23 protein-coding genes are annotated in these 22,643 nt (G+C 66.6%); 15 read left to right on the top strand and 8 right to left on the bottom strand.

Annotation, left to right across the window (positions count from 1 at the left end; genetic code table 11):
• The first annotated feature begins 679 nt into the window (after positions 1-679).
• A complete protein-coding gene (locus tag HMPREF3113_RS01175) occupies positions 680-976 on the top strand; it encodes a hypothetical protein (RefSeq protein WP_070470297.1) in 297 nt (98 codons plus the stop codon).
• 91 nt (positions 977-1,067) lie between these two features.
• On the opposite strand, the gene htpG is transcribed toward HMPREF3113_RS01175, so the two are convergent.
• On the bottom strand, positions 1,068-2,966 hold the full coding sequence (gene htpG / locus HMPREF3113_RS01170) for a molecular chaperone HtpG (RefSeq protein ID WP_019183243.1): 1,899 nt from the start codon (positions 2,964-2,966) through the stop codon (positions 1,068-1,070).
• Positions 2,967-3,293: 327 nt separating this feature from the next.
• On the opposite strand from htpG, the gene rsmD reads away from it, so the two are divergent.
• From rsmD to HMPREF3113_RS01140, 6 genes are all read left to right on the top strand, one after another.
• Positions 3,294-3,896 (top strand): 16S rRNA (guanine(966)-N(2))-methyltransferase RsmD, encoded by a 603-nt coding sequence (gene rsmD, locus HMPREF3113_RS01165; protein ID WP_070470295.1) that lies wholly within the window; start codon positions 3,294-3,296, stop codon positions 3,894-3,896.
• Between the two features lie 7 nt (positions 3,897-3,903).
• Entirely contained in the window at positions 3,904-4,413 is a 510-nt protein-coding gene (coaD, locus tag HMPREF3113_RS01160) for a pantetheine-phosphate adenylyltransferase (RefSeq protein ID WP_019183241.1), read from the top strand.
• Between the two features lie 47 nt (positions 4,414-4,460).
• Positions 4,461-4,952, top strand: a complete 492-nt coding sequence (locus HMPREF3113_RS01155) for a hypothetical protein (RefSeq protein WP_019183240.1) — start codon at positions 4,461-4,463, stop codon at positions 4,950-4,952.
• Positions 4,953-5,077: 125 nt separating this feature from the next.
• Positions 5,078-5,362: a YfhL family 4Fe-4S dicluster ferredoxin gene (locus tag HMPREF3113_RS01150; RefSeq protein WP_070427136.1), complete on the top strand. Its 285-nt coding sequence runs from the start codon at positions 5,078-5,080 to the stop codon at positions 5,360-5,362.
• Complete coding sequence (gene ggt / locus HMPREF3113_RS01145; RefSeq protein ID WP_070470292.1) at positions 5,359-7,095, top strand: gamma-glutamyltransferase; 1,737 nt, start codon at positions 5,359-5,361, stop codon at positions 7,093-7,095. Before HMPREF3113_RS01150 ends, ggt begins: the two co-directional genes overlap by 4 nt.
• Positions 7,096-7,192: 97 nt before the next feature.
• A complete protein-coding gene (locus HMPREF3113_RS01140) occupies positions 7,193-8,080 on the top strand; it encodes an MBL fold metallo-hydrolase (RefSeq protein ID WP_019183237.1) in 888 nt (295 codons plus the stop codon).
• A 69-nt stretch (positions 8,081-8,149) separates the two neighbouring features.
• Here HMPREF3113_RS01140 and HMPREF3113_RS01135 read toward each other — a convergent pair whose 3' ends face one another.
• Both HMPREF3113_RS01135 and upp read right to left on the bottom strand, forming a co-directional pair.
• Positions 8,150-8,434, bottom strand: a complete 285-nt coding sequence (locus HMPREF3113_RS01135) for a PsiF family protein (protein ID WP_046272929.1) — start codon at positions 8,432-8,434, stop codon at positions 8,150-8,152.
• A 108-nt stretch (positions 8,435-8,542) separates the two neighbouring features.
• On the bottom strand, positions 8,543-9,178 hold the full coding sequence (gene upp / locus HMPREF3113_RS01130; RefSeq protein WP_070470290.1) for a uracil phosphoribosyltransferase: 636 nt from the start codon (positions 9,176-9,178) through the stop codon (positions 8,543-8,545).
• Positions 9,179-9,452: 274 nt separating this feature from the next.
• Here upp and HMPREF3113_RS01125 point away from each other — a divergent pair, with 274 nt between their 5' ends.
• From HMPREF3113_RS01125 to HMPREF3113_RS01105, 5 genes are all read left to right on the top strand, one after another.
• Positions 9,453-12,023: a TonB-dependent receptor gene (locus tag HMPREF3113_RS01125; RefSeq protein WP_070470287.1), complete on the top strand. Its 2,571-nt coding sequence runs from the start codon at positions 9,453-9,455 to the stop codon at positions 12,021-12,023.
• Entirely contained in the window at positions 12,023-13,156 is a 1,134-nt protein-coding gene (locus HMPREF3113_RS01120; RefSeq protein WP_070470284.1) for an NHL repeat-containing protein, read from the top strand. The genes HMPREF3113_RS01125 and HMPREF3113_RS01120 overlap by 1 nt, the downstream gene beginning before the upstream one ends.
• 32 nt (positions 13,157-13,188) lie before the next feature.
• On the top strand, positions 13,189-14,538 hold the full coding sequence (locus HMPREF3113_RS01115) for a purple acid phosphatase family protein (RefSeq protein WP_070470300.1): 1,350 nt from the start codon (positions 13,189-13,191) through the stop codon (positions 14,536-14,538).
• Positions 14,539-14,587: 49 nt separating this feature from the next.
• Positions 14,588-15,223 (top strand): inorganic diphosphatase, encoded by a 636-nt coding sequence (locus tag HMPREF3113_RS01110; protein ID WP_070470279.1) that lies wholly within the window; start codon positions 14,588-14,590, stop codon positions 15,221-15,223.
• Positions 15,224-15,361: 138 nt separating this feature from the next.
• Complete coding sequence (locus HMPREF3113_RS01105) at positions 15,362-15,601, top strand: hypothetical protein (protein ID WP_070470277.1); 240 nt, start codon at positions 15,362-15,364, stop codon at positions 15,599-15,601.
• A 13-nt stretch (positions 15,602-15,614) separates the two neighbouring features.
• Here the strand turns inward: HMPREF3113_RS01105 and HMPREF3113_RS01100 are convergent, their stop codons facing one another.
• Both HMPREF3113_RS01100 and HMPREF3113_RS01095 read right to left on the bottom strand, forming a co-directional pair.
• Positions 15,615-15,941, bottom strand: coding sequence for a tetratricopeptide repeat protein (locus HMPREF3113_RS01100; protein WP_070470274.1), 327 nt, complete (start codon positions 15,939-15,941; stop codon positions 15,615-15,617).
• 112 nt (positions 15,942-16,053) lie between these two features.
• On the bottom strand, positions 16,054-16,683 hold the full coding sequence (locus tag HMPREF3113_RS01095; RefSeq protein WP_070470273.1) for a superoxide dismutase: 630 nt from the start codon (positions 16,681-16,683) through the stop codon (positions 16,054-16,056).
• 219 nt (positions 16,684-16,902) lie between these two features.
• On the opposite strand from HMPREF3113_RS01095, the gene HMPREF3113_RS01090 reads away from it, so the two are divergent.
• Both HMPREF3113_RS01090 and HMPREF3113_RS01085 read left to right on the top strand, forming a co-directional pair.
• Entirely contained in the window at positions 16,903-18,318 is a 1,416-nt protein-coding gene (locus HMPREF3113_RS01090; protein ID WP_070470269.1) for a cryptochrome/photolyase family protein, read from the top strand.
• A 151-nt stretch (positions 18,319-18,469) separates the two neighbouring features.
• Entirely contained in the window at positions 18,470-19,165 is a 696-nt protein-coding gene (locus HMPREF3113_RS01085) for a YiaD family glycine zipper/OmpA-like lipoprotein (protein WP_019183227.1), read from the top strand.
• 244 nt (positions 19,166-19,409) lie between these two features.
• On the opposite strand, the gene HMPREF3113_RS01080 is transcribed toward HMPREF3113_RS01085, so the two are convergent.
• The 3 genes from HMPREF3113_RS01080 to HMPREF3113_RS01075 form a co-directional block, all read right to left on the bottom strand.
• The gene (locus tag HMPREF3113_RS01080; RefSeq protein ID WP_139146273.1) at positions 19,410-19,670 is read right to left on the bottom strand and encodes a hypothetical protein; all 261 of its coding nucleotides are present in this window, start codon (positions 19,668-19,670) and stop codon (positions 19,410-19,412) included.
• A complete protein-coding gene (locus HMPREF3113_RS18525; protein ID WP_139146272.1) occupies positions 19,667-20,299 on the bottom strand; it encodes a hypothetical protein in 633 nt (210 codons plus the stop codon). The genes HMPREF3113_RS01080 and HMPREF3113_RS18525 overlap by 4 nt, the downstream gene beginning before the upstream one ends.
• 109 nt (positions 20,300-20,408) lie before the next feature.
• The gene (locus HMPREF3113_RS01075; RefSeq protein WP_070470263.1) at positions 20,409-21,431 is read right to left on the bottom strand and encodes a LysR family transcriptional regulator; all 1,023 of its coding nucleotides are present in this window, start codon (positions 21,429-21,431) and stop codon (positions 20,409-20,411) included.
• A gap of 367 nt (positions 21,432-21,798) precedes the next feature.
• On the opposite strand from HMPREF3113_RS01075, the gene HMPREF3113_RS01070 reads away from it, so the two are divergent.
• Entirely contained in the window at positions 21,799-22,572 is a 774-nt protein-coding gene (locus tag HMPREF3113_RS01070; protein ID WP_019183225.1) for an SDR family NAD(P)-dependent oxidoreductase, read from the top strand.
• The last annotated feature ends 71 nt before the right edge of the window (positions 22,573-22,643 follow it).

Here is a 22,643-nt window from a genome sequence, read left to right as displayed (position 1 = left end):
GGAGCAGCCACCGGCGGCGCGACGACGGGCGGCGCAGGTGCGCTCACCGGTGCGGCCGGTGCCGGGCTCGGTGCGGCCGGTGCCGCGCGGTCCTCCACGGGAGCTGCTGGAGCCGGCGCCGCGACGACAGGTGCAGGAGCAGCCGGAGCCGGGACAACCGGTGCGGTCACTACAGGTGCCGGCGCGACCGGCGGCGGGGCGGCAGGCGGTGCGACCACGGGCGCAGGTACAACGGGGGCCGGCACGACCGGGGTCGAAACTACAGGCTTCGGAACTGCCGGGGCGGGAACCTCCGGGGTCGGCGCGATCACGCGCTCTGCGGGGGCAGTCGGCGCGACGGCAGGCACCGGGGCTTCCGCTGCCGGCGGCAGCGGCGCAGGCGCCGGCGGTTCTGCAGGCTGGGGATTGGCCTGCGGGAACGCGGCTGCCAGCTCCTCGGTGGAGTAATGCTGGGTTTTGGCCGCCTCTTGCGGGGCGTCCTGGGGCTTTTTGCGGCGGAAGAAGCTGAGCATTGGCAAAAGACGCTGAAATCAGAGGGGTATGCTACCACTGCGCCCCGAAGGCCCATGGGCGTGCAGGTGCGGTGGGGCGGGACTCAAGTAATGGCCGATGCGGCCGTTACCGGTTGTGAAGGGCTGCGCCATGCCGGCGCGGCCGGAACAGCAGAAAACGGTGACCGATGAGCGTGATGTCCATTGCCAGTACCGGCATGCGTGCCGCCTCGCTCGGGGTACAGAGCGCCGCGTCCAACGTGGCACGGTTGCCGGTCCCGGATGCGACCCGCCTGGGCGTCGCGCAGACTGCAGCGGCAGGCGGCGGCGTCACCGCCACCGTGATCACCGCGCCCGACGATGCCAATGCGCCGATCGCGGACCTGCTCACGGCCAGAGAAGCCGCGCTGGCGTTCGCCGCCAACGCGACCGTGCTCCGCCGCCAGGACCAGATGCTGGGCACCTTGCTCGACCGCTGGGCCTGACTCGATCGCGCACGCCGGCCACAGTCCGGCGCCACGCATCATCAACGCCGGCAGGTGCCGACCCTTGGCCGGCACCCACCCGCAGAGCGACTTACGCCGACAGCTCGAGCAACAGCTTGTTGAGCCGGCGCACATACGCCGCCGGGTCCTTCAGCGTGTCGCCCGCGGCCAGCGCGGCCTGGTCGAACAGGACGCGGCTGAGGTCATCGAAGCGCGCGGCATCGCCTTCCTGGTCCAGCTTGCCGATCAGCGGATGGCCGGGGTTGAACTCGAACACCGGCTTGCTGTCGGGCACCTTCTGGCCGCTGGCTTCCAGGATCTGGCGCATCTGCAGGCCCAGGTCCTGTTCGCCGATCGCCAGGATTGCCGGGGAGTCGGTCAGGCGGTGCGAGACGCGCACGTCGGCCACGTCATCGCCCAGTGCGGCCTTGATACGGTCCACCAGGGCCTGCTTGTCCTTGGCCACGGCTTCCTGGGCCTGCTTGTCTTCGGCGGTTTCCAGCGCGCCCAGGTCCAGATCGCCACGCGCGACATCGACGAACGACTTGCCGTCGAACTCGGTCAGGTACCCCATCAACCATTCGTCGATGCGGTCGGTGAGCAGCAACACTTCCACGCCCTTCTTGCGGAACACTTCCAGGTGCGGGCTGTCCTTGACCTGGGTGTAGCTGTCGCCGGTCAGGAAGTAGATCTTGTCCTGGCCTTCGATCATGCGGCCCACGTAATCGGCCAGCGAGACGCTGGGCTCGCCGCTGTCGTCATGGGTGGAGGCGAAGCGCAGCAGGCCGGCGATCTTCTCGCGGTTGCCGTAGTCCTCGGCCGGGCCTTCCTTGAGCACCTGGCCGAACTGCTTCCAGAAGCCGGCATAGACCTCCGGCTTGTCCTTGGCCAGTTTCTCCAGCATGTCCAGCGAACGCTTGGTCAGCGCCGACTTCATCGAATCGATGACCGGGCCGGACTGCAGGATTTCACGCGAAACGTTCAGCGAGAGATCGTTGGAATCCACCACGCCCTTGATGAAGCGCAGGTACAGCGGCAGGAACTGCTCGGCCTGGTCCATCACGAACACGCGCTGCACGTACAGCTTCAGGCCCTTGGGCGCGTCACGGTGGTACAGATCGAACGGCGCATGGCCGGGCACGTACAGCAGAGAGGTGTACTCCAGCTTGCCTTCAACCTTGTTGTGGCTCCACGCCAGCGGATCCTGGTGGTCATGCGCGGCGTGCTTGTAGAACTCCTGGTACTCGGCGTCGGTGATCTCGGTGCGCGGGCGGGTCCACAGCGCGCTGGCACGGTTGACGGTTTCCCATTCGACCTCGGCCGGGGCATCTTCGCCGTGGTGTTCCTTGGCCATCTGGATCGGCAGGCCGATGTGGTCGGAGTACTTCTTGATGATGCCGCGCAGGCGCCAGCCATCGGCGAAGTCGCGCTGGTCATCCTTGAGGTGCAGCACGATGCGGGTGCCGCGCTCGGGCTTGTCGATGCTTTCCACGTCGAACTCGCCTTCGCCGCGCGAGGACCAGTGCACGCCCTCGCTGGCGGGCAGGCCGGCGCGGCGGGAGTACACGTCCACCTGGTCGGCGACGATGAAGGCGCTGTAGAAGCCGACGCCGAACTGGCCGATCAGCTGGGAGTCCTTCTTCTGGTCGCCGGAGAGCTGGCGCAGGAAGTCGCCGGTGCCGGACTTGGCGATGGTGCCCAGGTGGGCGATCGCTTCGTCACGGCTCATGCCGATGCCGTTGTCGTCGATGGTCAGGGTGTTGGCGGTGGCATCGAAGCTGACGCGGATGCGCAGGTCGCCGTCGTTCTCAAGCAGGGCCGGCTGGGTCAGCGCTTCGAAGCGCAGTTTGTCCGAGGCATCGGCCGCGTTGGAGATGAGCTCGCGAAGGAAGATTTCCTTGTTGGAGTACAGCGAGTGGATCATCAACTGCAGCAGCTGTTTGACTTCGGTCTGGAAGCCCAGGGTTTCTTTTTGGGTCTGCACGGTCATGGGTCGTGTTGCTCCTTGGGACATTGCCGCGCCCGGCGCGGCGGCTGGCTCAAGGGGTAGGGGTGGATTGTCCCGAATTCAAGAGTGTCGGCAGCCTTCGGGGCCGAATCGCAAGCAGGAGTGCGGCGCCTGCCTCTACAAGGTGGGTCGGACGTGCGACAGGTAGAGCCACGCCATGCGTGGCTGCATTTCATTCCAGCATCGGGGTGCCTGGCAAAGACAGCGACTGGACCGCCTAGAATGTCGTCCTGAACTACCTGCCTGCCTGCCCATGACGCTTTCCCGCCCGCTCGCCCATCCGATCGCCATCCATCTCCGGAGCCCCGCATGAAACCGCGTCAGCCGGCCGCTGCCGTGGGCCAGGTGCGGATCATCGGGGGCAAATGGCGCAATACGAAGCTGCCGGTGCCGCTGTCGCCGGGGCTGCGGCCCAGCAGTGACCGGGTGCGCGAGACCCTGTTCAACTGGCTGATGCCGCGCCTGGGCGGGGCGCGGGTGCTGGATCTGTTCGCCGGCAGCGGGGCGCTGGGGCTGGAAGCGGTCTCGCGCGGGGCGGCGCAGGCTACGCTGGTGGAGCGCGATCCCGCATTGTCCCGGCAGCTGCGCGAGTCGGTCGCCAAGCTGGGGGCGCAGGACCAGATCGCCCTGGTGCAGGCCGATGCGCTGCAGTGGCTGCGGCAGCCGGCCGGACCGCTGGCGGATATCGCGTTCGTCGATCCGCCGTTTGCCGATGGGCTGTGGGAGGCCGTGATGGCGGGGCTGCCCCCGCATCTGGCGCCTGATGCCTGGGTGTACGTGGAGTCCCCGGCCGATCAGGCGCCGAAGATGCCCGCGCCGTGGCTGCTGCACCGCGAGGGGGGCACCCGGGAGGTCCGTTTTGCCCTGTATCGCCGCGCCACTGCTACACTTTCACCAGACCAACACGCGTAGCTGACGTATGACCGTGGCCAACCGCCGCATTGCTGTCTACCCGGGCACCTTCGATCCGATCACCAACGGTCACATCGATCTGGTGAACCGCGCTGCACCCCTGTTCGAGAAGGTGGTGGTGGGCGTGGCGCAGAGCCCGTCCAAGGGGCCGACGCTGCCGCTGGAGCTGCGCGTCCAGCTCGCCCGTGATGCGCTGGGCCACAACCGCAACGTGGAAGTGCGTGGTTTCGATACCCTGCTGGCGCATTTCGTGCGCTCGGTGCAGGGCGGGGTGCTGCTGCGCGGGCTGCGCGCGGTCTCCGATTTCGAGTACGAATTCCAGATGGCGAGCATGAACCGCCATCTGATCCCGGAGGTCGAGACCCTGTTCCTGACCCCGGCCGAGCAACACAGCTTCATTTCGTCTTCGCTGGTCCGCGAGATCGCCCGCCTGGGCGGCGACGTGTCCGGCTTCGTGCCGTCCGCCGTGCTTGAGGCACTGCGCAAGGTCCGTGAAGCGAAGTCGGGCCAAGCGTAGTACCTGTCAGACCCATACATACCAAGAATCACCAAGGGAGGAATTCCATGAACAACACCATGCGTGCCATGTTGATCGCGTCGTTCGCGCTGGCCTTCACCGCCTGCAAGAAGGAAGAGGCCGCGCCGGTCGTCGAAGCCCAGCAGGCGCTTGTCGCCCCGGCTGCCGATGACGATGCCGGCTGGAAGAAGTACCTGCAGGCCGTGGCCGTGCAGAACATGGGCAACATCAGCAACAGCCCGTACCTGTACTACCTCGCCCCGGAATCGGACCCGGAATTCGCGGCCAAGTATGAGCGCCAGGTCGAAAGCGCCACCCAGGCTGTGGGCCGTGGCGTGCAGCCGGGCAACATGCTGGCCTTCGGTTCCTCGGCCTCGGCCAAGATGGCCGACATGATCCAGGCCGTGTTCAAGGACGTCTCGCCGGACTCGATGAAGGGTGTGCGCGTGGTGTTCATCGGCAAGGCCGCCGACAACGCCCGCGTCCAGTCGATCATCCAGCCGACCGGCGCCGAGTACATCTTCGTCGAAGCCAAGTAACCCGTGCAGTGGCGGCCGTGCCTTGTGCGCGGCCCGGGTGGCGCCCGCAGGGGCGTCACCGATGACCGGCCCGCGCGCCCGCGTGGGCCGGTTCTCATCCGCCGGCGCGGGCGTGGAGTAACGCCATGTCGCTGAAAATCAATGAGCTCTGCGTCAATTGCGACGTCTGTGAGCCGGCCTGTCCCAATCAGGCCATTTCGATGGGTGAAACCATCTACGTGATCGATCCGGCCCGCTGCACCGAGTGCGTGGGGCATTTCGACGAACCCCAGTGCGTGGTCGTCTGCCCGGTCGAATGCATCGATCCCGATCCGGACATTCCGGAAACCCAGGACGCCCTGCTGGCCAAGCTGCACGGGCTGCAGCGCGATCATCCCGAATTGTATGTCACGGAGTTTCTGCCGAAATGAGAACGCTGTCGCGTCGTTGGTTGCTGCTCGTCCTGCTGGTGGCCCCGAGTGCCTGGGCCGCTGAATCCGCACCGGCGGTTCTGGCCAAACACCCGGACGGCGCCGCCGTCGCCAGTGGCCATCACCTGGCCACGGAAGCGGGCATGGAGATCCTGGCCAAGGGCGGCAACGCGTTCGACGCCGCCGTGGCCGTGTCTGCCACGCTGGCGGTGGTCGAGCCGATCAGCTCGGGCCTCGGCGGCGGCGGGTTCTTCCTGCTGCACGATGCGGCCACCGGCAAGGACGTGATGCTGGACGCGCGCGAAACCGCGCCGCAGTCCGCCACGCCCGAGGCGTTTCTCGACAAGAAGGGTGACCTGGACCGCGACCGTTCGGTCAACGGTGCCTGGTCGGCCGGTATCCCGGGCCTGCCGGCCGCGCTGGTGGAACTGTCCTCCAAGCACGGCAAGCTGCCGCTGAAGACCTCGCTGGAGCCGGCGATGCGCATCGCGCGCGATGGCTTCCCGGTGTACGCGCGCATGTCCAAGGGCTATCAGTCCCGGCGTGAGGTGATGCAGCGCTACCCCGGCACGCGCGAGGTCTACGAGCGCAACGGCAAGCCGATCGCCGAGGGCGACCTGTTCCGCCAGCCGGAACTGGCCAAAACCATGGAGCGCCTGGCCGACCAGGGCTTCGATGGCTTCTATCGGGGCGAGACCGGCAAGCTGCTGCTCAAGGGCGTGAAGCAGGCCGGCGGACACTGGACCGCCGAGGAACTGGCCGGCTACCGGGTCAAGCTGCGCGACCCGATCGCCTTCAAGTACCGCGACTGGACCATCACCACCGCCTCGCCGCCGTCGTCCGGTGGCATCGCGTTGGCCGCCATGCTGCAGATCCTGGAAGGCTGGGACCTGAAAGCGATGGATCCGGCGCACCGCACCCATCTGGTGGTGGAAGCCATGCGCCGCGCCTACCGCGACCGTACCTTCTTCCTGGGCGATCCGGATTTCGTGGACATCCCGCAGAAGGTGCTGACCAGCAAGGATTACGCGCAGGGGCTGCGTGCCACCATCCACCCCGACAAGGCCACCCCCAGCGATCTGCTGTCGGGCAACCCGACCCCGCTGGAAGATGACGAGACCACCCATTTCTCGATCATCGACCGCGAAGGCAACCGCGTCGGCGCGACCCAGACCGTGAACCTGCTGTACGGCTCGGGCCTGATTCCGTCCGGCACCGGCGTGCTGCTCAACAACGAAATGGACGATTTCGCGCTGAAGCCGGGCACGCCGAACGCCTTCGGCGTGATGGGCTATGCGGCCAATGCGCCCAAGCCGGGCAAGCGCATGCTCAGCTCGATGACCCCGACCTTCATGGAGTCCGCCGACAAGGTCGTGGTGCTCGGCACGCCCGGTGGCAGCCGCATCATCACCATGGTGCTGCTGGGCATCCTGGGGTACGACGACGGCCTGACCGCCCAGCAGGTCGCCGCGCTGCCGCGCTACCACCACCAGTGGCTGCCGGACCTGATCGAGGCCGAGGACGGTACCTTCGATGTGGGCACCATCAAGCAGCTGCAGGCGATGGGCCACAAGATCGACCTGCCCGGCGATACCGCAGCTGGCGGCCGCGGTTCCAGCCACGTCTGGGGCAACCTGCAGACCGTGGAATGGGACCGTCGCAGCAACGTGCTCAGCGGCGGCAGCGACCCGCGCAATCCGGTCGGCAGCGCCGCGGTCAGCCAGGCGCACTGACTGACCGCAGAAACGAGAAACCCCGTCCCAGTGGCGGGGTTTTTTTCATGGGCGATGGCTAGCGAATATTTAACGGGCACGCGACGATAATTTGCGAATGAAACTATGGTCCATCCGCGGTAACACCCAGAAACTCGACGGCGGTGCGATGTTCGGCAACGCCCCGCGCGCGGTATGGGAAAAGTGGGCGGCACCGGACGATCTCAACCGGATCGAACTGGCCTGCCGTGCACTGCTTGCCAGCCCGCTGGCGGGCAAGACCGTGCTGTTCGAAACCGGTATCGGGGCCTTCTTCGAACCGAAGCTGCGTGACCGCTACGGCGTGCAGGAACCCGGCCATGTGCTGATCGAATCCCTGCGCGAGGCCGGTTTCGAGCACGAGGACATCGACGTGGTGGTGCTGAGCCATCTGCATTTCGATCATGCCGGTGGACTGCTGGCGCCGTGGAGCGAAGGGCGCACGCCCGAACTGCTGTTCCCGAATGCGACCTTCCTGGTCGGCGCCGAGCACTGGGCGCGCGCGCTGCACCCGCACCCGCGCGACCGTGCCAGCTTCATCCCCGAACTGCCTGGCCTGCTGCAGGCAAGCGGTCGGCTTGAAATCGTCGACGGCCCGCACTCCAGGACGCTGGGCGACAGCGTGCGTTTCAGTTTCAGTGACGGGCACACGCCGGGCCTGATGCTGGCCGAGATCATCGGCCCCGAAAGCGTGGATGGCCAGGCGCGGGGTGGGGTGGTGTTCTGTGCGGACCTGATTCCCGGCCGCTCGTGGGTGCACGTACCGATCACCATGGGCTACGACCGTAACGCCGAACTGCTGATCGACGAGAAACGCAGCTTCCTGGAAGACAAACTGGCCCGCAACGTCCATCTGTTTTTCACCCACGACCCGCAGTGCGCGCTGGCGCAGGTGTCACGCGATGAGAAGGGCCGCTTCGGCACCGTGCACGAACAGGGCGAACTGAAGGCCCGCGCGCTCGCGTAACGCCTGCGGTAGGTGCCGACCGTTGGTCGGCACGGCACCCACGGCCGCGGGCATTACCCGCTCAACGCGTCAATGCGCCTTCAAACACCCGCTCATGAACGTCTTGCGCGCATCGCCGGCCAGCTTCTTCGCGGCCGCATCGGCGTTGCAGGTCTTCATGCGCTCCTGCGGCGTGCTCGCCGTCGGCGCCGGAGCGCTCAGGCAGGCCTTCTGTGCAGTTTTGTAGTCCTCGCCGGTCTTGCCTTTGTTCCTGGCCGAGCAATCGGCCATCCGCTGTTGCTGCGGGGTCGCCGCGCTGGCGATCACAGGGCCACCCAGAAACAGCAGACAGGCCAGCAGGGACAGGGTCTTCATGACGCAGCTCCACGCACGGGTTGATGGTGCGCGCAGCTTCTGCCCGGCCATGGCCAGGCCGTGTGAAGCACCGGCGGCCGGTGCTGGCCGCCGGTCAGAACGAGCGGATCAACCGACCACGCGGGTCCCGAAGATGCGGTCGCCCGCATCGCCCAGGCCCGGCAGGATGTAGCCCTTCTCGTTGAGCTGGGCATCGATGGCGGCGGTGAAGATCTCCACGTCCGGGTGCACGGCCTGCACGGCGGCGATGCCTTCCGGCGCGGCGACCAGGAAGATGCCCTTGATGCGGCGGGCGCCAGCGCGTTTGAGCATGTCGATGGTGGCGATGAGGGTGCCGCCGGTGGCCAGCATCGGGTCCAGGATCAGCGCATCGCGCTCTTCCAGGCGGCCGGTCAGGCGCTCGAAGTAGGGCACCGGCTGCAGGGTCTCCTCATCGCGCTGCAGGCCGACCACGCTCACCCGCGCGGCGGGGATCAGCGAGAGCACGCCACTGAGCATGCCCAGGCCGGCGCGCAGGATCGGCACCACGGTGATCTTGGCCCCGGCAATGCGCTGCACCGTCACCGGGCCCGCCCAGCCGGCCATGGTGTGGGCTTCGGTCTCCAGGTCGGCGGTGGCCTCATAGGCCAGCAGCCCCCCGAGTTCATTGGCCAGCTCGCGGAAGTCCTTGGTGCTCAGGGACGCATCGCGCATCAGGCCGATCTTGTGCTGCACCAGCGGATGGCGCACTTCGACGATTTTCATGGGGGAATCAGGGGAGAGGAGAGGTCACTAGTGTGCCGCAACACCCAACCGAAGCCAAAAGCCGAAGCCGCCCTGCCCGGTAGTGCCGAGCCATGCTCGGCAGGCCCGCCAATGAAGAAGCCGATCACCGGCGCACCCGTCAACCCGAGGCAGCCGAGCATGGCTCGGCTCTACCCGGACCCCGATCTCCGCCCTCGATGTCCCCCGTGTCATCCTCATGCAACCTCCCGGACATACCGTGCTGACCCATTCTTTACACAGATTGGGGAATGCAGTGCAGAAGAAGCGTCCGTTGGGCCTGGCGATCAGTCTTTCGTTGCTGGCGGTGATCACCCCGTCGGCCCATGCCGCCGATACGCCCGATGGCAGCACGGTGGCCGGCAGTGCCGCCGCCGGTGCCGCCGCCATCGATCTGGATCGGGTGGAAGTACGCCCGCAGCTGGAGTCGCAGACGCGCGCGGTCGACCTCAAGCGCAGCAGCGATGCGATCGAAGATGCAGTGTCCTCCGATGCCATGGGCGTCTACCCGGACCAGAACGTGGCCGAATCGCTGCAGCGCCTGCCGGGCGTCAGCGTCACCCGTGACCAGGGCGAGGGGCGCTTCGTGGTCATCCGTGGCCTGGATGCCAACCTCAACAGCGTCAGCGTCGATGGCATCGCGATTGGTACGCCGGAGGATTCCAGCCGCGCTGCACCGCTGGACGTGATTCCCTCCGACTCGACCGAGCGCCTGCGCGTGGTCAAATCGCCCACCCCGGACATGCCCGGCGACGCCATCGGTGGCGCAATCCTGGTCGAGTCGGCCTCGGCGTTCGACCGCGAAGGCCGCAACCTGCGCGGCAAGATCGAAGCCAGCCACCAGCAGCTCTCCGGCAATACCAGCCCGAAGGCCGCGATCAACTACAGCGAAGTGTTCGCCGATACCTTCGGCGTGGCGCTGGGTGTGAACTACCAGAACCGCAAGTTCGAGTCGGACAACACCGAAGTGGAGTACGGCGAGTTCGACGGCGGTGCCGAGGACGACCTGTTCGCCAACAGCCTGCAGCAGCGCAAGTACGAGATCGAGCGCAAGCGCATCGGCGCCAACCTCAACCTGGACTGGCACCCGGACGAGGACAACCGGTATTACCTGCGCACGCTGTACAGCCAGTTCGACGATGCCGAAACCCGCCAGCGCACCCTCTTCAACTTCGGCGATGGTGAGGTCACCGCGCTGGGCAACAACCAGTACCGCGTCGATGACCTGCCGGCCGATGCGATCCAGAAGCGCATGCGCTACCGCACCAAGAAGGAAAACACGTTCACCACCAGCGCCGGCGGCGAGAACCGGTTGACCAATGCGGTGGTCGATTACAAGGTCGGCTACACGCGTACCGAAGAGCGCGTCAACGACGAGATGGAGGCGCGCTTCGAGTACAACGGCGATGACCTCGGTGCCAGCGTCGATCAGAACAGCGGCATCCCGCGCTACACCCTGACCAGCGCGCAGTGGATGGACAACGGCAACTACGATTTCGATCGTTTCGTGGTGTCGCCCAAGCAGGTCAACGACAGCGAGCGCAGCGCGCAGATCAACGTGCGCTTCGATGGGGATTCGTCCAGCTACAAGATCGGCCTGCTGGGCCGCTGGCGCGACCGCGACGTCAACGTGGATGAGCGCGAACTGCGGGTCGGCCCGGACGTGGCGTTGTCGGACTGGACCACCTCCACGCCCGATCACCGGGGCGGCAGCCTCGGCCAGGGGATGAGCTCGGACGCCATGCGGCGCTACTGGGCCCAGCAGGGCGGCCAGTACAGCGCCCGCCCGCAGGATGCCGGCGGCAACGCCCTGGCCTCGCTGGAAGAGGACTACACCGCCAGCGAGGACATCTTCGCCAGCTACGCGATGGGCACCTGGGATGTTGGCGCGCTACGCATCATCGGCGGCGTACGCGTGGAGAACACCCAGTTCAGTGCCACCGGCAACAGCGTGGAGGTGGCGCCCAACGGCCGCAGCTTCACGGTCACCCCGCTGAGCGTGAGCCGCAGTTACATCAATGTGCTGCCTGGCCTGCACCTGCGCTACGACGCAGGCGATGACTGGGTGCTGCGCGCGGCCGCCAACAAGACCGTCTCGCGCCCGTCGTTCGGCGATGTGGCGCCGCGTGTCGGCCTGAGCCGGGGCGATGAGGAAGTGCGGATCGGCAACCCGCAGCTGGACCCGTACGAATCGAAGAACATCGACCTGTCGCTCGAGAAGTACCTCGGCAGCACCGGCATCGTCTCGCTGGGGGTGTTCCACAAGTCGATCGATGGCTACATCGTCAACACGGTGAGCAACACGGATCCGGCGTATCCCGGCTTCGAAGTTACCCGGGTGATCAACGGCAACAAGGCCACGGTCAGGGGTGCCGAGTTCAACTGGCAGCAGCAGCTCGCCTTCCTGCCGGCCGGCTGGGATGGCCTGCTGGTCGGCGCCAGCGGTACCTGGCTGGACACCGATTTCGACCCGGGCGTGGCCGGTCGCGAGCGCGAAGACTTCATGTTGCCGCGTGCCTCCAAGCATGTGTACAGCGCGCACATCGGCTATGAAAAGGCCGGCTTCAGCACCCGCGTGGCAGCGGTCTACCGCAGCGAGTATCTGGACTCGCTGGGCGACAGCCGCGCCTACGATATCTACGTGGCGCCCAATACCCAGCTCGACTTCAGCATGGACTACAAGATTACCTCGAACGTGAGCGTCTACTTCGAAGCGCAGAACCTGCTCGACAAGCCGCTGGAGCTGTACCAGGGCGTGCGCTCGCGCACCCTGCAGAACGAGGAGTATGGCCGTACCTACGCCCTCGGCCTGAAGGTGGCCCTGTGATGCGCGCCTGCCATTGCCTGAGCCTGCTCGCGCTGGCGCTGTTGACCGCCTGCAGGCCTGCCGCCGCTCCCGAGGCGGCGACGCCGGACCCTGCCGCAGCCGGGGCGCCGACAGCTGCTGCCGACGCCTCCGCCGCGCGCCAGGTCGCCACGGTCGCCGAGGCGTTCCTGACCCCGATGACCCCGGACGACAACATCGACTCGCCGGCCAGCTGGACCACGCCCGACGGCCAGGTCTGGCTGATCGCCACCGCCAAGGCCACCGACAAGCTGGTGGTCTATGACGGGCAGACCGGCGCGAAGCTGCGCGATGTCGGCAGCCTCGGCACGGCGCCGGGCCAGTTCGACCGCCCCAACGGCATCGCCGTGGTCGATGACCTGGTGCTGATCGTGGAGCGTGACAACCACCGCGTACAGGTGCTGCAGCTGCCGGACTTCACCCCGCTGGGCGTGTTCGGCGCCGGTGAGCTGCGCAAGCCGTACGGGGTGTGGGTGAACAAGCTCGGCAGCGGCTACGACGTGTACGTCACCGATTCCTACGACGCTGGCGAAGACGCGCAGGGCAACGATGTGCTGCCGCCGCTGGCCGAGCTGGACAAGCGCGTGCGCCGGTATGCGCTCACTGTGCAGGGCGGCAAGGCGCAGGCCTCGCTCACCGCGAGCATCGGTGACACCACCGAAGCGGGCGCGCTGCGCGTGGTCGAATCGATCTGGGGCGACCCCGCCAACGACCGCCTGCTGATCGCCGAAGAGGACGAGACCTACGCCAGCGAGTTCAAGGTCTACATGCTGGAAGGTCGCTTCAGCGGCACCACGTTTGGCCGCGATGCCTTCCAGGCCCAGGCCGAAGGCGTGATGCTGCGGACCTGCGGCAAGGATGGTTGGTGGATCACCACCGAGCAGGGCAAGCAGCGCAGCGTGTTCCACCTGTTCGACCGCCACACCTTGAAGCACGTCGGCGCCTTCCAGGGCAACACGGTGGCCAACACCGACGGCATCTGGTCGATGCAGGCGCCGTCCGCGCGTTTCCCGAACGGCGCGCTGTACGCCGTGCACGATGACCAGGGCGTAGTGGCCTTCGATTGGGCCAGCATCGCCAAGCAGTTGTCGCTGCCGCTGGAGTGTGGCGCGTGAGCCGCGTTCCTGCCGCCCTGACCGCGCTCGCACTGGGGCTGCTGCTGTGCAGTGGCAGCGCCCTGGCAAAGAAGGAGACCGAGACCGGTGCCGAACCCAACACCCAGGTCCCGGCCGGCAACCGCCATTACGCCGCGAGCGGATTCCCGGACCGGCTGGTCGCCTCCCCGGCGCAGGACGCTGCCCGCGGCTTCTCGGTCGCCTGGCGCACCGATACCTCGGTCAAGGCACCGGTGCTGGAATGGGTGCTGGCCGGCGACTCTCCGGATGTCGGCATGCCGACCCGCATCACCGCCACCACCCAGGCGCTGAGCACCGAACTCGGGACGTCCCACCATCACCGTGCGGACGTGACTGGCCTGCAGCCGGACACGCTGTATCTGTGGCGCGTGCAGGGGCAGAACACCTGGAGTGCCTGGAACCAGCTGCGCACCGCGGGCCGTGCCGAGCAGCCGCTGACCCTGTTGTATTTCGGTGATACCCAGAACAAGAACCTCAGCCACGTCTCCCGGGTGATGCGGGCCGGCATCAAGGCCGCCCCGGACGCGCGCCTGAGCCTGTTCGCCGGTGACCTGGTCAGTGGGGGCGATGGGCAGGACGACAGCGAGTGGGGCGAGTGGTTCGCCGCCGCCGGCTGGCTGCCGCAGGAAACCGCGGTCGCCCCGGCGATCGGCAACCATGAGTACTTCGAGGAGTTCGAAGACACCCCGCAGGAGCGTCGCGTGCTCGGTCGCCACTGGCCGGTGACGTTCGCGCTGCCGCGCAATGGTGTGGACGCCGCGGACACCAGTACCTACTGGTTCGACTACCAGGGCGTGCGCATCGCGGTGCTCGACGGCACCTCTGCGCTCGATCTGGGCACGGCCAAGGCGCAGGCGGCGTGGCTGGATACGGTGCTGGCCGACAACCCGCACCCGTGGAGCATCGTGCTGCTGCACCAGCCGTTCTATTCCCCGCGCGAAGGCCGCGAGAACACCGAGCTGCGCGATGTGCTGCTGCCGGTGGTGCGCCGTCACCAGGTCGATCTGGTGCTGCAGGGCCATGACCATACCTATGGCCGCCGCGGTGAAGGCCAGGGCGCGACGCCGCAGTTCGTGGTCACCGTGGCCGGGCCGAAGCAGTACCGGCTGTCCGATGAGGCCCGCGCCACCATGGCGCCGGTCGGCGAGGACACGCAGTTGTTCCAGGTGCTGAAGATCGACCCCGGCCATCTGCGGTATGAGGCGCGCACGGTCACCGGACGCCTGTACGACGGTTTCGAGTTGACACGTGGCACCAATGGTCGCAAACAGAAGACCGAATTGACGCAGGGACGCATCGCCCCCCGTGACTGCACGCGCGCACAGACCCTCAAGGGCCGCGCCGACCGTTGCTGGGAATGACCGACCGGCCGGGCCGCTGCGGCGTGCCCGGCCCTTCGTGGAGACCGAGATGATCCATCGCCGTTCCATCGGGCGGGCTGTGTTGGCCGTGTCCCTGCTGCTGCTCACCGGCGCCGGCGTGGCCGGCAACGCGGTGCTGCACCCGTTCCTTGCCGCGCAGCCGAACAATGCCCCGGAGGAGGTGAATCTGGCCGTGGAAATTCCGGCTGGCAGCGTCACCAAATACGAGATCAAGGAGGACGGCCTGGTCCACGTGGACCGCTTCCAGTCGATGCCGGTGGCGTACCCGGCCAACTACGGCTCGATGCCGCGCACGTTGGCGGGCGACAACGACCCGCTCGATGCGCTGGTGCTGACCCGCGAGCCGCTGCACCCCGGCGTGATCGTGCGGTTCCGTCCGATCGGCTTCCTGAAGATGGTCGATGATGGCGAGCAGGATGAGAAAGTGATTGGCGTGCCGACCGACAAGATCGATCCCACATACGCCGCCATCCGCGATCTGGACGATCTGCCGCTGATCGAACGGCAGCGCATCGAAGCCTTCTTCCGCGTCTACAAGGACCTGCCGGCCGGCCGCAACCCGGTCCAGCTCAACGGCTGGGGCAATGCCGCCGAGGCAAAGACGTTGATCCGTGCCTCGATGCAGCGTTTCGATGCGCAGCAGCGGCACGCGAAAGGCGATTGAGGGCCCAGGTCACGGCAGCGGCTGCTGATCCGCCGCTCACGCACCACCTTCCGTGACGCCGAGCTCGTCCGCTATGCTCGATGCCCTGCGGCGGGGCACTGCCGATGGCAGGCCATTCAAGGGACGGGGCGACGGCACATGGAAGAGGAGATCAAGCGCGGCGTACTGACCGTGATCCACTGGATCGTGGTCGTTTTCATCGTCCAGACCCTGGTCTTCGGTATCGGCCGCGTCACGTTGTTTGCCTTCAGCGGCGGCCACTTCGGGAAGGACGATTGGTCGGCCGCGCATCAGAACTGGAGCTATTTCATTGGCTTCGGCGTGATCGCCTTGGTGTGGATCCTGGTCGCGCTCTACAACAACGGTCTGCTCTGGTAGCCCTCCCGGCCGATCACGCTGAGCCGGCGCTCGCCTTCTGCAGCCGCCGCAGGAAAACGGCCATTTCCTTGACCGCCTGCTTGTCACCGTTGGTCCCGGCGACAGCACTGCCTTGCTGCCATGCCTGTGCCGCCGCCTCCGAATCCCCGGCCGCCAGATGGGCGTTGCCCAGCCATTTCCAGCCCGCCGAGTACCGTGGATCCTCTGCGACACAGCGCTGCAGATGGATGACCGCCTCCGCGGTGTGACCCGCGTCGAGCAGGGCCTTGCCCAGGCCGAAGCGGAGCAGGGCGCTGTCGCGCCCCTGTTCGAGCAGACGTTGCAGTGCGGAGATATCCATTCGATGCAGACTCAGGTAGCGGTGAGGCGGGCAAGCGGCGGGTCCAGCACTGCAGCCTCGGACGGCGTGGCGGAGGGTTGCGTGCCGAGGCCGAGTGCGGGGCCCGTGTCCATCAACGGCCGCCGGCGGCCTGGTAACGGCGCGCGACTTCGGCCCAGTCGATCAGCTCGAAGAACGCAGCGATGTAATCCGGGCGGCGGTTCTGGTAGTTCAGGTAGTAAGCGTGTTCCCACACATCCAGCCCCAGGATCGGCGTGCCACCGGAGAGGCCCGCAATCTCGCCCATCAACGGGTTGTCCTGGTTCGGGCTGCTCTCCACCAGAAGCGTGCCATCGCGGCTCAACGTCAACCACGCCCAGCCACTGCCGAAGCGGGTCTGCGCGGCCTTGGTGAAGGCCTCCTTGAACGCGGCGTAGCCGCCGAGGTCGCGATCGATCGCCTGCGCCACAGCGCCTTCCGGCGTGCCGCCGCTGGCGGTCAGCACCGTCCAGAACAGGCTGTGGTTGGCATGCCCGCCACCGTTGTTGCGGACGGCGTTGCGCACACCTTCGGGCAGGGAGCCGATCTCGGCGATCAGCGTGTCGATATCCGTGCTCTCGATCCCGGCATCGGTGAGGGCGGCATTGAGATTGGTGACGTAGGCCTGGTGGTGCCTGGCATGATGGATTTCCATCGTGCGTGCATCAAAGTGCGGTTCGAGTGCGTCGTAGGCGTAGGGCAGGGCGGGGAGGGTGTAAGCCATGGGTATCTCCAGCAAAACGAAAGGGCGGGTCGGCACAGGTACGAAGCACAGGGGCTTGGGCAGGCCCGCGTTTGTTCGGTGGACGCCACGATAGAACCTCAAGCGTGATTGAGGTCAAGCACGGCGATGTGGAACAGTGCGGGCCATCCGCGCGTGATCGCTGCCTGTCCTTCACCTGCACTGGCTATCATTGCCTCTCGAATCTTCCGGGGTAGTCTCGTGTCGGTAGCGTTGGTGTGGTTTCGCCGTGACCTGCGGTTGCAGGACAACCCGGCCCTGCAGGCCGCGCTGGATGCCGGCCATGTGCCGGTACCGGTCTACATCCATGCGCCGCACGAAGAAGGCGACTGGGCCCCCGGCGGCGCATCCAATGCCTGGCTGCACCGTTCGCTGGCGGCGCTGGACGCTGACCTCCGTGCGCGCGGTTCTTCGCTGGTGCTGCGCCAGGGCGACAGCCAAGCCGAGCTGGAGCGCTTGATCGAGCAGACCGGGGCGGTGGCGGTCTACTGGAACCGCAAATACGAGCCGGCCACGCAGCCGCGCGATGCGAAGATCAAGCGCGAACTGCGCGAGCAGGGCATCGAGGCCGAGAGCCACAACGGCAGCCTGATGTTCGAGCCGTGGGACGTGGCGACCCAGCAGGGTGGGCCGTACAAAGTGTTCACGCCATTCTGGCGCAATGCGTTGACGCGCCTGCAGCTGCCGGCGCCCACCCGCGTGCCTGACCGGCTGCCCGCGCACACGGCGGGCGGCGAAACGCTCGATGCCTTTGGCCTGGCACCCTCGATACCGTGGGACCGGCAGTTCTGGGAGCATTGGCAACCAGGCGAGGCCGGTGCGCACGAAGCGCTGACGGTGTTCATCGATGGTGCCCTCAATGGCTATCGCGAGCAGCGTGATCTGCCGGACCGGGTGGGCACCTCGCTGCTGTCGCCGCACCTGCATTTCGGCGAAATCGCCCCGTGGCAGATCGTCCGCCGGCTGCAGGGCGAGCGCAGTGCCAGCCGCGATGCCGACATCGACGGCTACATCCGCGAGCTGGGCTGGCGCGAGTTTTCGTATCACCTGCTGCATCACTTCCCGCAGACGCCGGACCACAACCTCAACCCGCGCTTCGATCAGTTCCAATGGGCCAAGCCCGATGCGGACGCGCTGCGTGCATGGCAGCAGGGCCGCACCGGCATTCCGATCGTGGATGCGGGCCTGCGTGAGCTGTGGGCCACCGGCTACATGCACAACCGCGTGCGCATGATCGTCGCCAGCTACCTGTGCAAGCACATGCGCCAGCATTGGCGCGAAGGTGCGCGCTGGTTCTGGGACACGCTGGTCGATGCAGACCTGGCCAACAACACCATGGGCTGGCAGTGGGTGGCCGGCACGGGGGCCGACGCTGCGCCGTACTTCCGGATCTTCAACCCGGTGACGCAGTCGCAGAAGTTCGATCCGCAGGCGCATTACATCACGCGCTGGGTGCCGGAACTGGCCGCGCTGCCGCTGAAGGCACGCTTCGCGCCCTGGCAATCGCCGCAGCTGCTGGCCGAGCACGCCCCAGCCTATCCCGCCTTGCCGCTGGTGGATCTGGGCGAAGGCCGCGACGCCGCCTTGGCCGCGTATCGGCACTCAGGCGGGGCGTGATGGCCATCTCGGATCATCCGGTTCTGGGGTAAGCGTTTACCTGAACAGGGAGCTGCCGAGCGTGCCATTCATCATGCCGGCATCGCGTTGGGCTGTTTATGCTCTTCACGGCCCGCAAGCCGGCGCCGTCCGGTAACCAAGGAGAACCCTCATGATTCGACCCGCAACCCGCAACGTGGCCCTGGCCCTGATGACTGCTGCCGCCCTGACGGCCTGCGCCACCGGTGGCTCCTACGTGCAGAGTGACCAGTACGGCAACCCTGTCGAACAGCAGAACCGCACCGGCCGCAACGCCCTGATCGGCACTGCCGTCGGCGTCGCCGCCGGCCTGCTCAGCGGCAACAGCGCCACCGAGCGCCGCCAGCACGCCATGATCGGCGCCGGTATCGGTGCACTCAGCGGCGCGGCCGTCGGCCAGTACCAGGACCGCCAGGAACGCGCGCTGCGCGAACGTACCGCCAATACCGGTATCGACGTCTCCCGTGATGGTGACAACCTGACCCTGAACCTGCCGGACGGCATCACCTTCGATTTCGGCAAGTCCACCCTGAAGCCGCAGTTCTACAGCTCGCTCAATGGCGTGGCCAGCACGCTTGCCGAGTACAACCAGACGATGATCGAAGTGGTCGGCCATACCGACAGCATCGGCAGCGACGCGGTCAACAACCGCCTGTCCAAGGAACGTGCCGATTCGGTCGCCGCCTACCTGGCCGGCCAGGGCGTGCAGCGCGCCCGCATCGAAACCCTGGGTGCCGGCAAGGCCTACCCGATTGCCGACAACAACACCGATGCCGGCCGCGCGCAGAACCGCCGTGTCGAGATCCGTGTGATTCCGTTGCAGCAATAACAGCGCGCCAGCGCGCTGTTATTGCGTGGTGCGAGCCACAGGCTCGCAACACAGAAATGCCGCCCTTGCAGGCGGCATTTTTTGTAGGTACCGGCCGGTGGCCGGTACGCCCTGAACAGTTCCGTCCGCGCACGTCCGCAACACCCACGACAACGCCGCCAAAACAGTACCGGCCGTTGCCTGGCTGATCATCGCAACCGCGCCACCCGGTGCCGGTCACCGGCCAGCTGAGTGCGGCATCGCCCTAAACGGGCTTGGAACGTTTTCGCGGGCTGATCGCGCCGGCCATCACTCCGTTGTACTTCAACAGTACATCCTCCCCCGCCTTTCGGCAGGCCTGGGCCAGGATCGCCTTATCCGAATCGAACACGGCCTCAAGCTCGACCTTGGTCAACGTCTTGCCAGATTTCGCGCCAATGCCTCCCGACAGGTGGCGCCTGACCTTGGCGACGTCCACAGGGGATGCGGCTCGCTTGCCCGGCTTCAATTGAGTGGAGCGTTTCATTGTTGGCCCCCTGAGCGGGTCGGTTCTGCCGAAAGTCTACTACTGCCATCTACGGCGACTGTCAAATCCTGGCCACCCACCGTGATGTCCTGGACAAGTCGCCAGAGCATGCCTTTGCGATGGACATGCCGGGTGAAGCCCAGCCTTTCGTAGTACGCCACCAACTCCGGTACCGGACGATTCAGTGCGATTTCGCCACACCGCAGCTGGGTGGCAAGTGCAAGCAGATAGGCGGTCGCAATACGACCGGCTTCGCCTTGCAGATCGTGTGATGCGGGATTGGACTGAAGATAGTGGATGCTCGCCACCATCCGCCCCTTGCTGACTCGACCGACGGCCAGAGCGCACAGCACTTCTGCATCGCGTATCGCAAGATCCACTCTGCATGCGTGATTTCTGAAGCGTCTCCAGAGTTCCTGCCAGTCCCAAGGGACATAAAGGCGCCGGCGCCTGGTCGCGCAGGGGGCCTCAGCCCAGCGTCGGGCCTGGGCGACCGCATCATTGTCGATGTCGGACAGTTGTAGATGCGGATAAAGAGCCTTCAGTTCGTTGACGACAACGCGACAGGCTTCGTTCCGGAGCCGGAGGTGTCGCGTTTCCGCGAGCTTGCGAGCAGGTATCTTGTCCAACGTCCGTTTCCATCTGACGATGGAACGAGATTGCAATCATCCCTTTTTACTCGACAAGGGCGCTAAGCGACGGCGTGGCGTCGGTAGCCGGCCCGGCGTACCGTCAGAATCACCCCGCGGTCACCGTCTCCAGAATGCGCTTACCGGTCGCCTGAAGTTCGGTTTCCACCTGGGTCTGCTGCTGCTTGGCCAGCTTCGCCGCCGGGCACTGGGCCAGCATGTAGTTGGCGTCGAAGTTCATCTTCTCCACCAGGAAATCGACGAACGCGCGGACCTTCGGCGACACCAGCCGGCCGCCGGCGAACACCGCGTTGAAGTCCACTTCCGGCCCGGTCCAGCCGGCCAGTACGCGGCGCACCATGCCCGATTCGACGAACGGCTTGGCCATCACGTCACCGGTCAGCAGCAGGCCTTCGCCGCATACCAAGGCACCGTTCAAGGCGGACGGGTCGTTGGCCACCAGCAGCGGGTTGACCGGGAAATCCAGCAGTTCGCCGCCGTTCTCGCCCAGCTGCCAGAAGAACCGGTTGTTGTTGAGGTTGCGCGCCTTGCGCATCGCCAGGATGCGGTGGAACTGCAGCTCCTCCGGATGCAGCGGCTCGCCGTAGCGTTCGATATACGCCGGGCTGGCAAACACCTGCGTACGCAGACTGCCAAGCTTGCGCGCCACCAGGTTGGAGTCAGGCAGAGTGCCCACGCGCAGCGCCAGATCCGCCTCACCGGCGATCAGATCCAGCTTTTCATTGCCCAGGTGCATGTCCAGCTGGATTTCCGGGTACTGCGCATGGAACTGACCCAGCAGCGGCGCGATCCAGGTGATGCCGATCGAATAGGGCACGGTGAAGCGCAGCCAGCCGCGCGGCCCGGACTGCAGCTGGTTGACCGCGCCTTCGGCTTCCTCCAGCTCGCGTGCGATGCGCTGGCAATGCTCGTGATAGACCGAGCCGGCTTCGGTGAGGCCGAGGCGGCGGGTGGTCCGGTGCAGCAGCCGTGCGCCCAGGCGCGTTTCAAGTTCCTGCACTTTGCGGCTGACCGTGGTCTTGGGTAGCCCCAGTGCCGTGGCGGCGGCGATGAAACTGCCTTGCTCGACCACTTTGACGAAGATCAGCGTGTCGTTGAGATCGTGGGCCATGACGGGATCCAAAGTCGGGGGAGGGGAAGAGTGCCGCAAATGATTGTGCCGGGCACGGGATGATTATTCCCCTAAATCCGGACTAATCAAGGGGGAGTTTGAAGACTAATCTGGCGCCATTCCAGATATGAAGGACGTCAACCATGTGGTTGCGGAACATTCTTGGCCGCCTGCGTAGCGGCCCCAGCGCCCCGCTGGACCTCGCGATGACTGTTGAAGCTCGCCCGGGATCCCTCTCCCGCAAGGCTTTCCGCGAATTCACTCCGCCTGCCAACATGCAGCGTGGCGGCAGCATCCGCCTGGGCGCCCGCGGTGGCGATCGACTGGGCCGAATTGGGATTATCCCGGCGACGGGAGTGAAAGTCCCATGAATGGGACATTGGCCCCCGAGGTGCTGGTGCTCGGTGGCACCGGCAGCGTGGGCCAGGGCATCGTGGCGGCCTTGCTGGAGGCCGGCAGCCCCGTGCTGGTGGTCGGCCGCGATCCCGGCCGGCTGGCGGCGCTGCAGGAGCAGTTCGCCGACGAGCCGGGCCTGGAAGTCCTGCTCGGTTCGCTTGGCGATGATGGCTCGGCGCGCACGGTGGCCGAGCGCATCGGCGGGCGCCCGCGCGCGCTGGCTGCGGTGGTGGATGCGATGGGCGGCCCGTACAACCGCGGGCGGGTGACCGACCGCAGCGGCGACGCGTTGCTGCAGGCGCTGCAGGCCGACGTGATGCCGCACGTGCACGCCGGCCGGCATCTGCTGCCGCTGCTGCGCGGCGGCGCGCAGGCGCGGCGCTACGTGCTGGTGGGCGGCCCGGCCGGCTTCAAGCCGTGGGCCGGGCATGGCGAGTCCTCCATCACCATGTCGGCCACGCGCATGTACGCGCAGGTGCTGCACCAGGAAGCCCAGGCCCTGGGCGTGCGTGCGCAGATGCTGGAAGTGTGCGATCCGGTGTGTACCCCGGCCAATGCGGCCAAGGCCTGCATCGAGTGGCCGAGCGCGCTGCTGGTCGGCCGCCGTGTTGTCTCGCTGCTCGACAATTGCACCGACAACCGCGCCATCGTCCGCTGCGATGCGCGCGATGCCGAACTGCCGCGCGGACTGCTGCACCTCGACCGCCCTCCACCGATGTCGCGCAACACGGCCGGCACGGCTTGACCTCTACCAAGGTTCAGGTCCCAGGCTACGCCCCCACGTCGCCCCACGCTTTCGATTCTGTATCACCACCC

Origin of the sequence: Stenotrophomonas sp. HMSC10F06 (assembly GCF_001807865.1) — a bacterium.
GTDB lineage: Bacteria > Pseudomonadota > Gammaproteobacteria > Xanthomonadales > Xanthomonadaceae > Stenotrophomonas > Stenotrophomonas bentonitica_A.
Note: the sequence above shows the minus strand (reverse complement) of the source record. Positions and strands in the feature narration are given on the sequence as shown.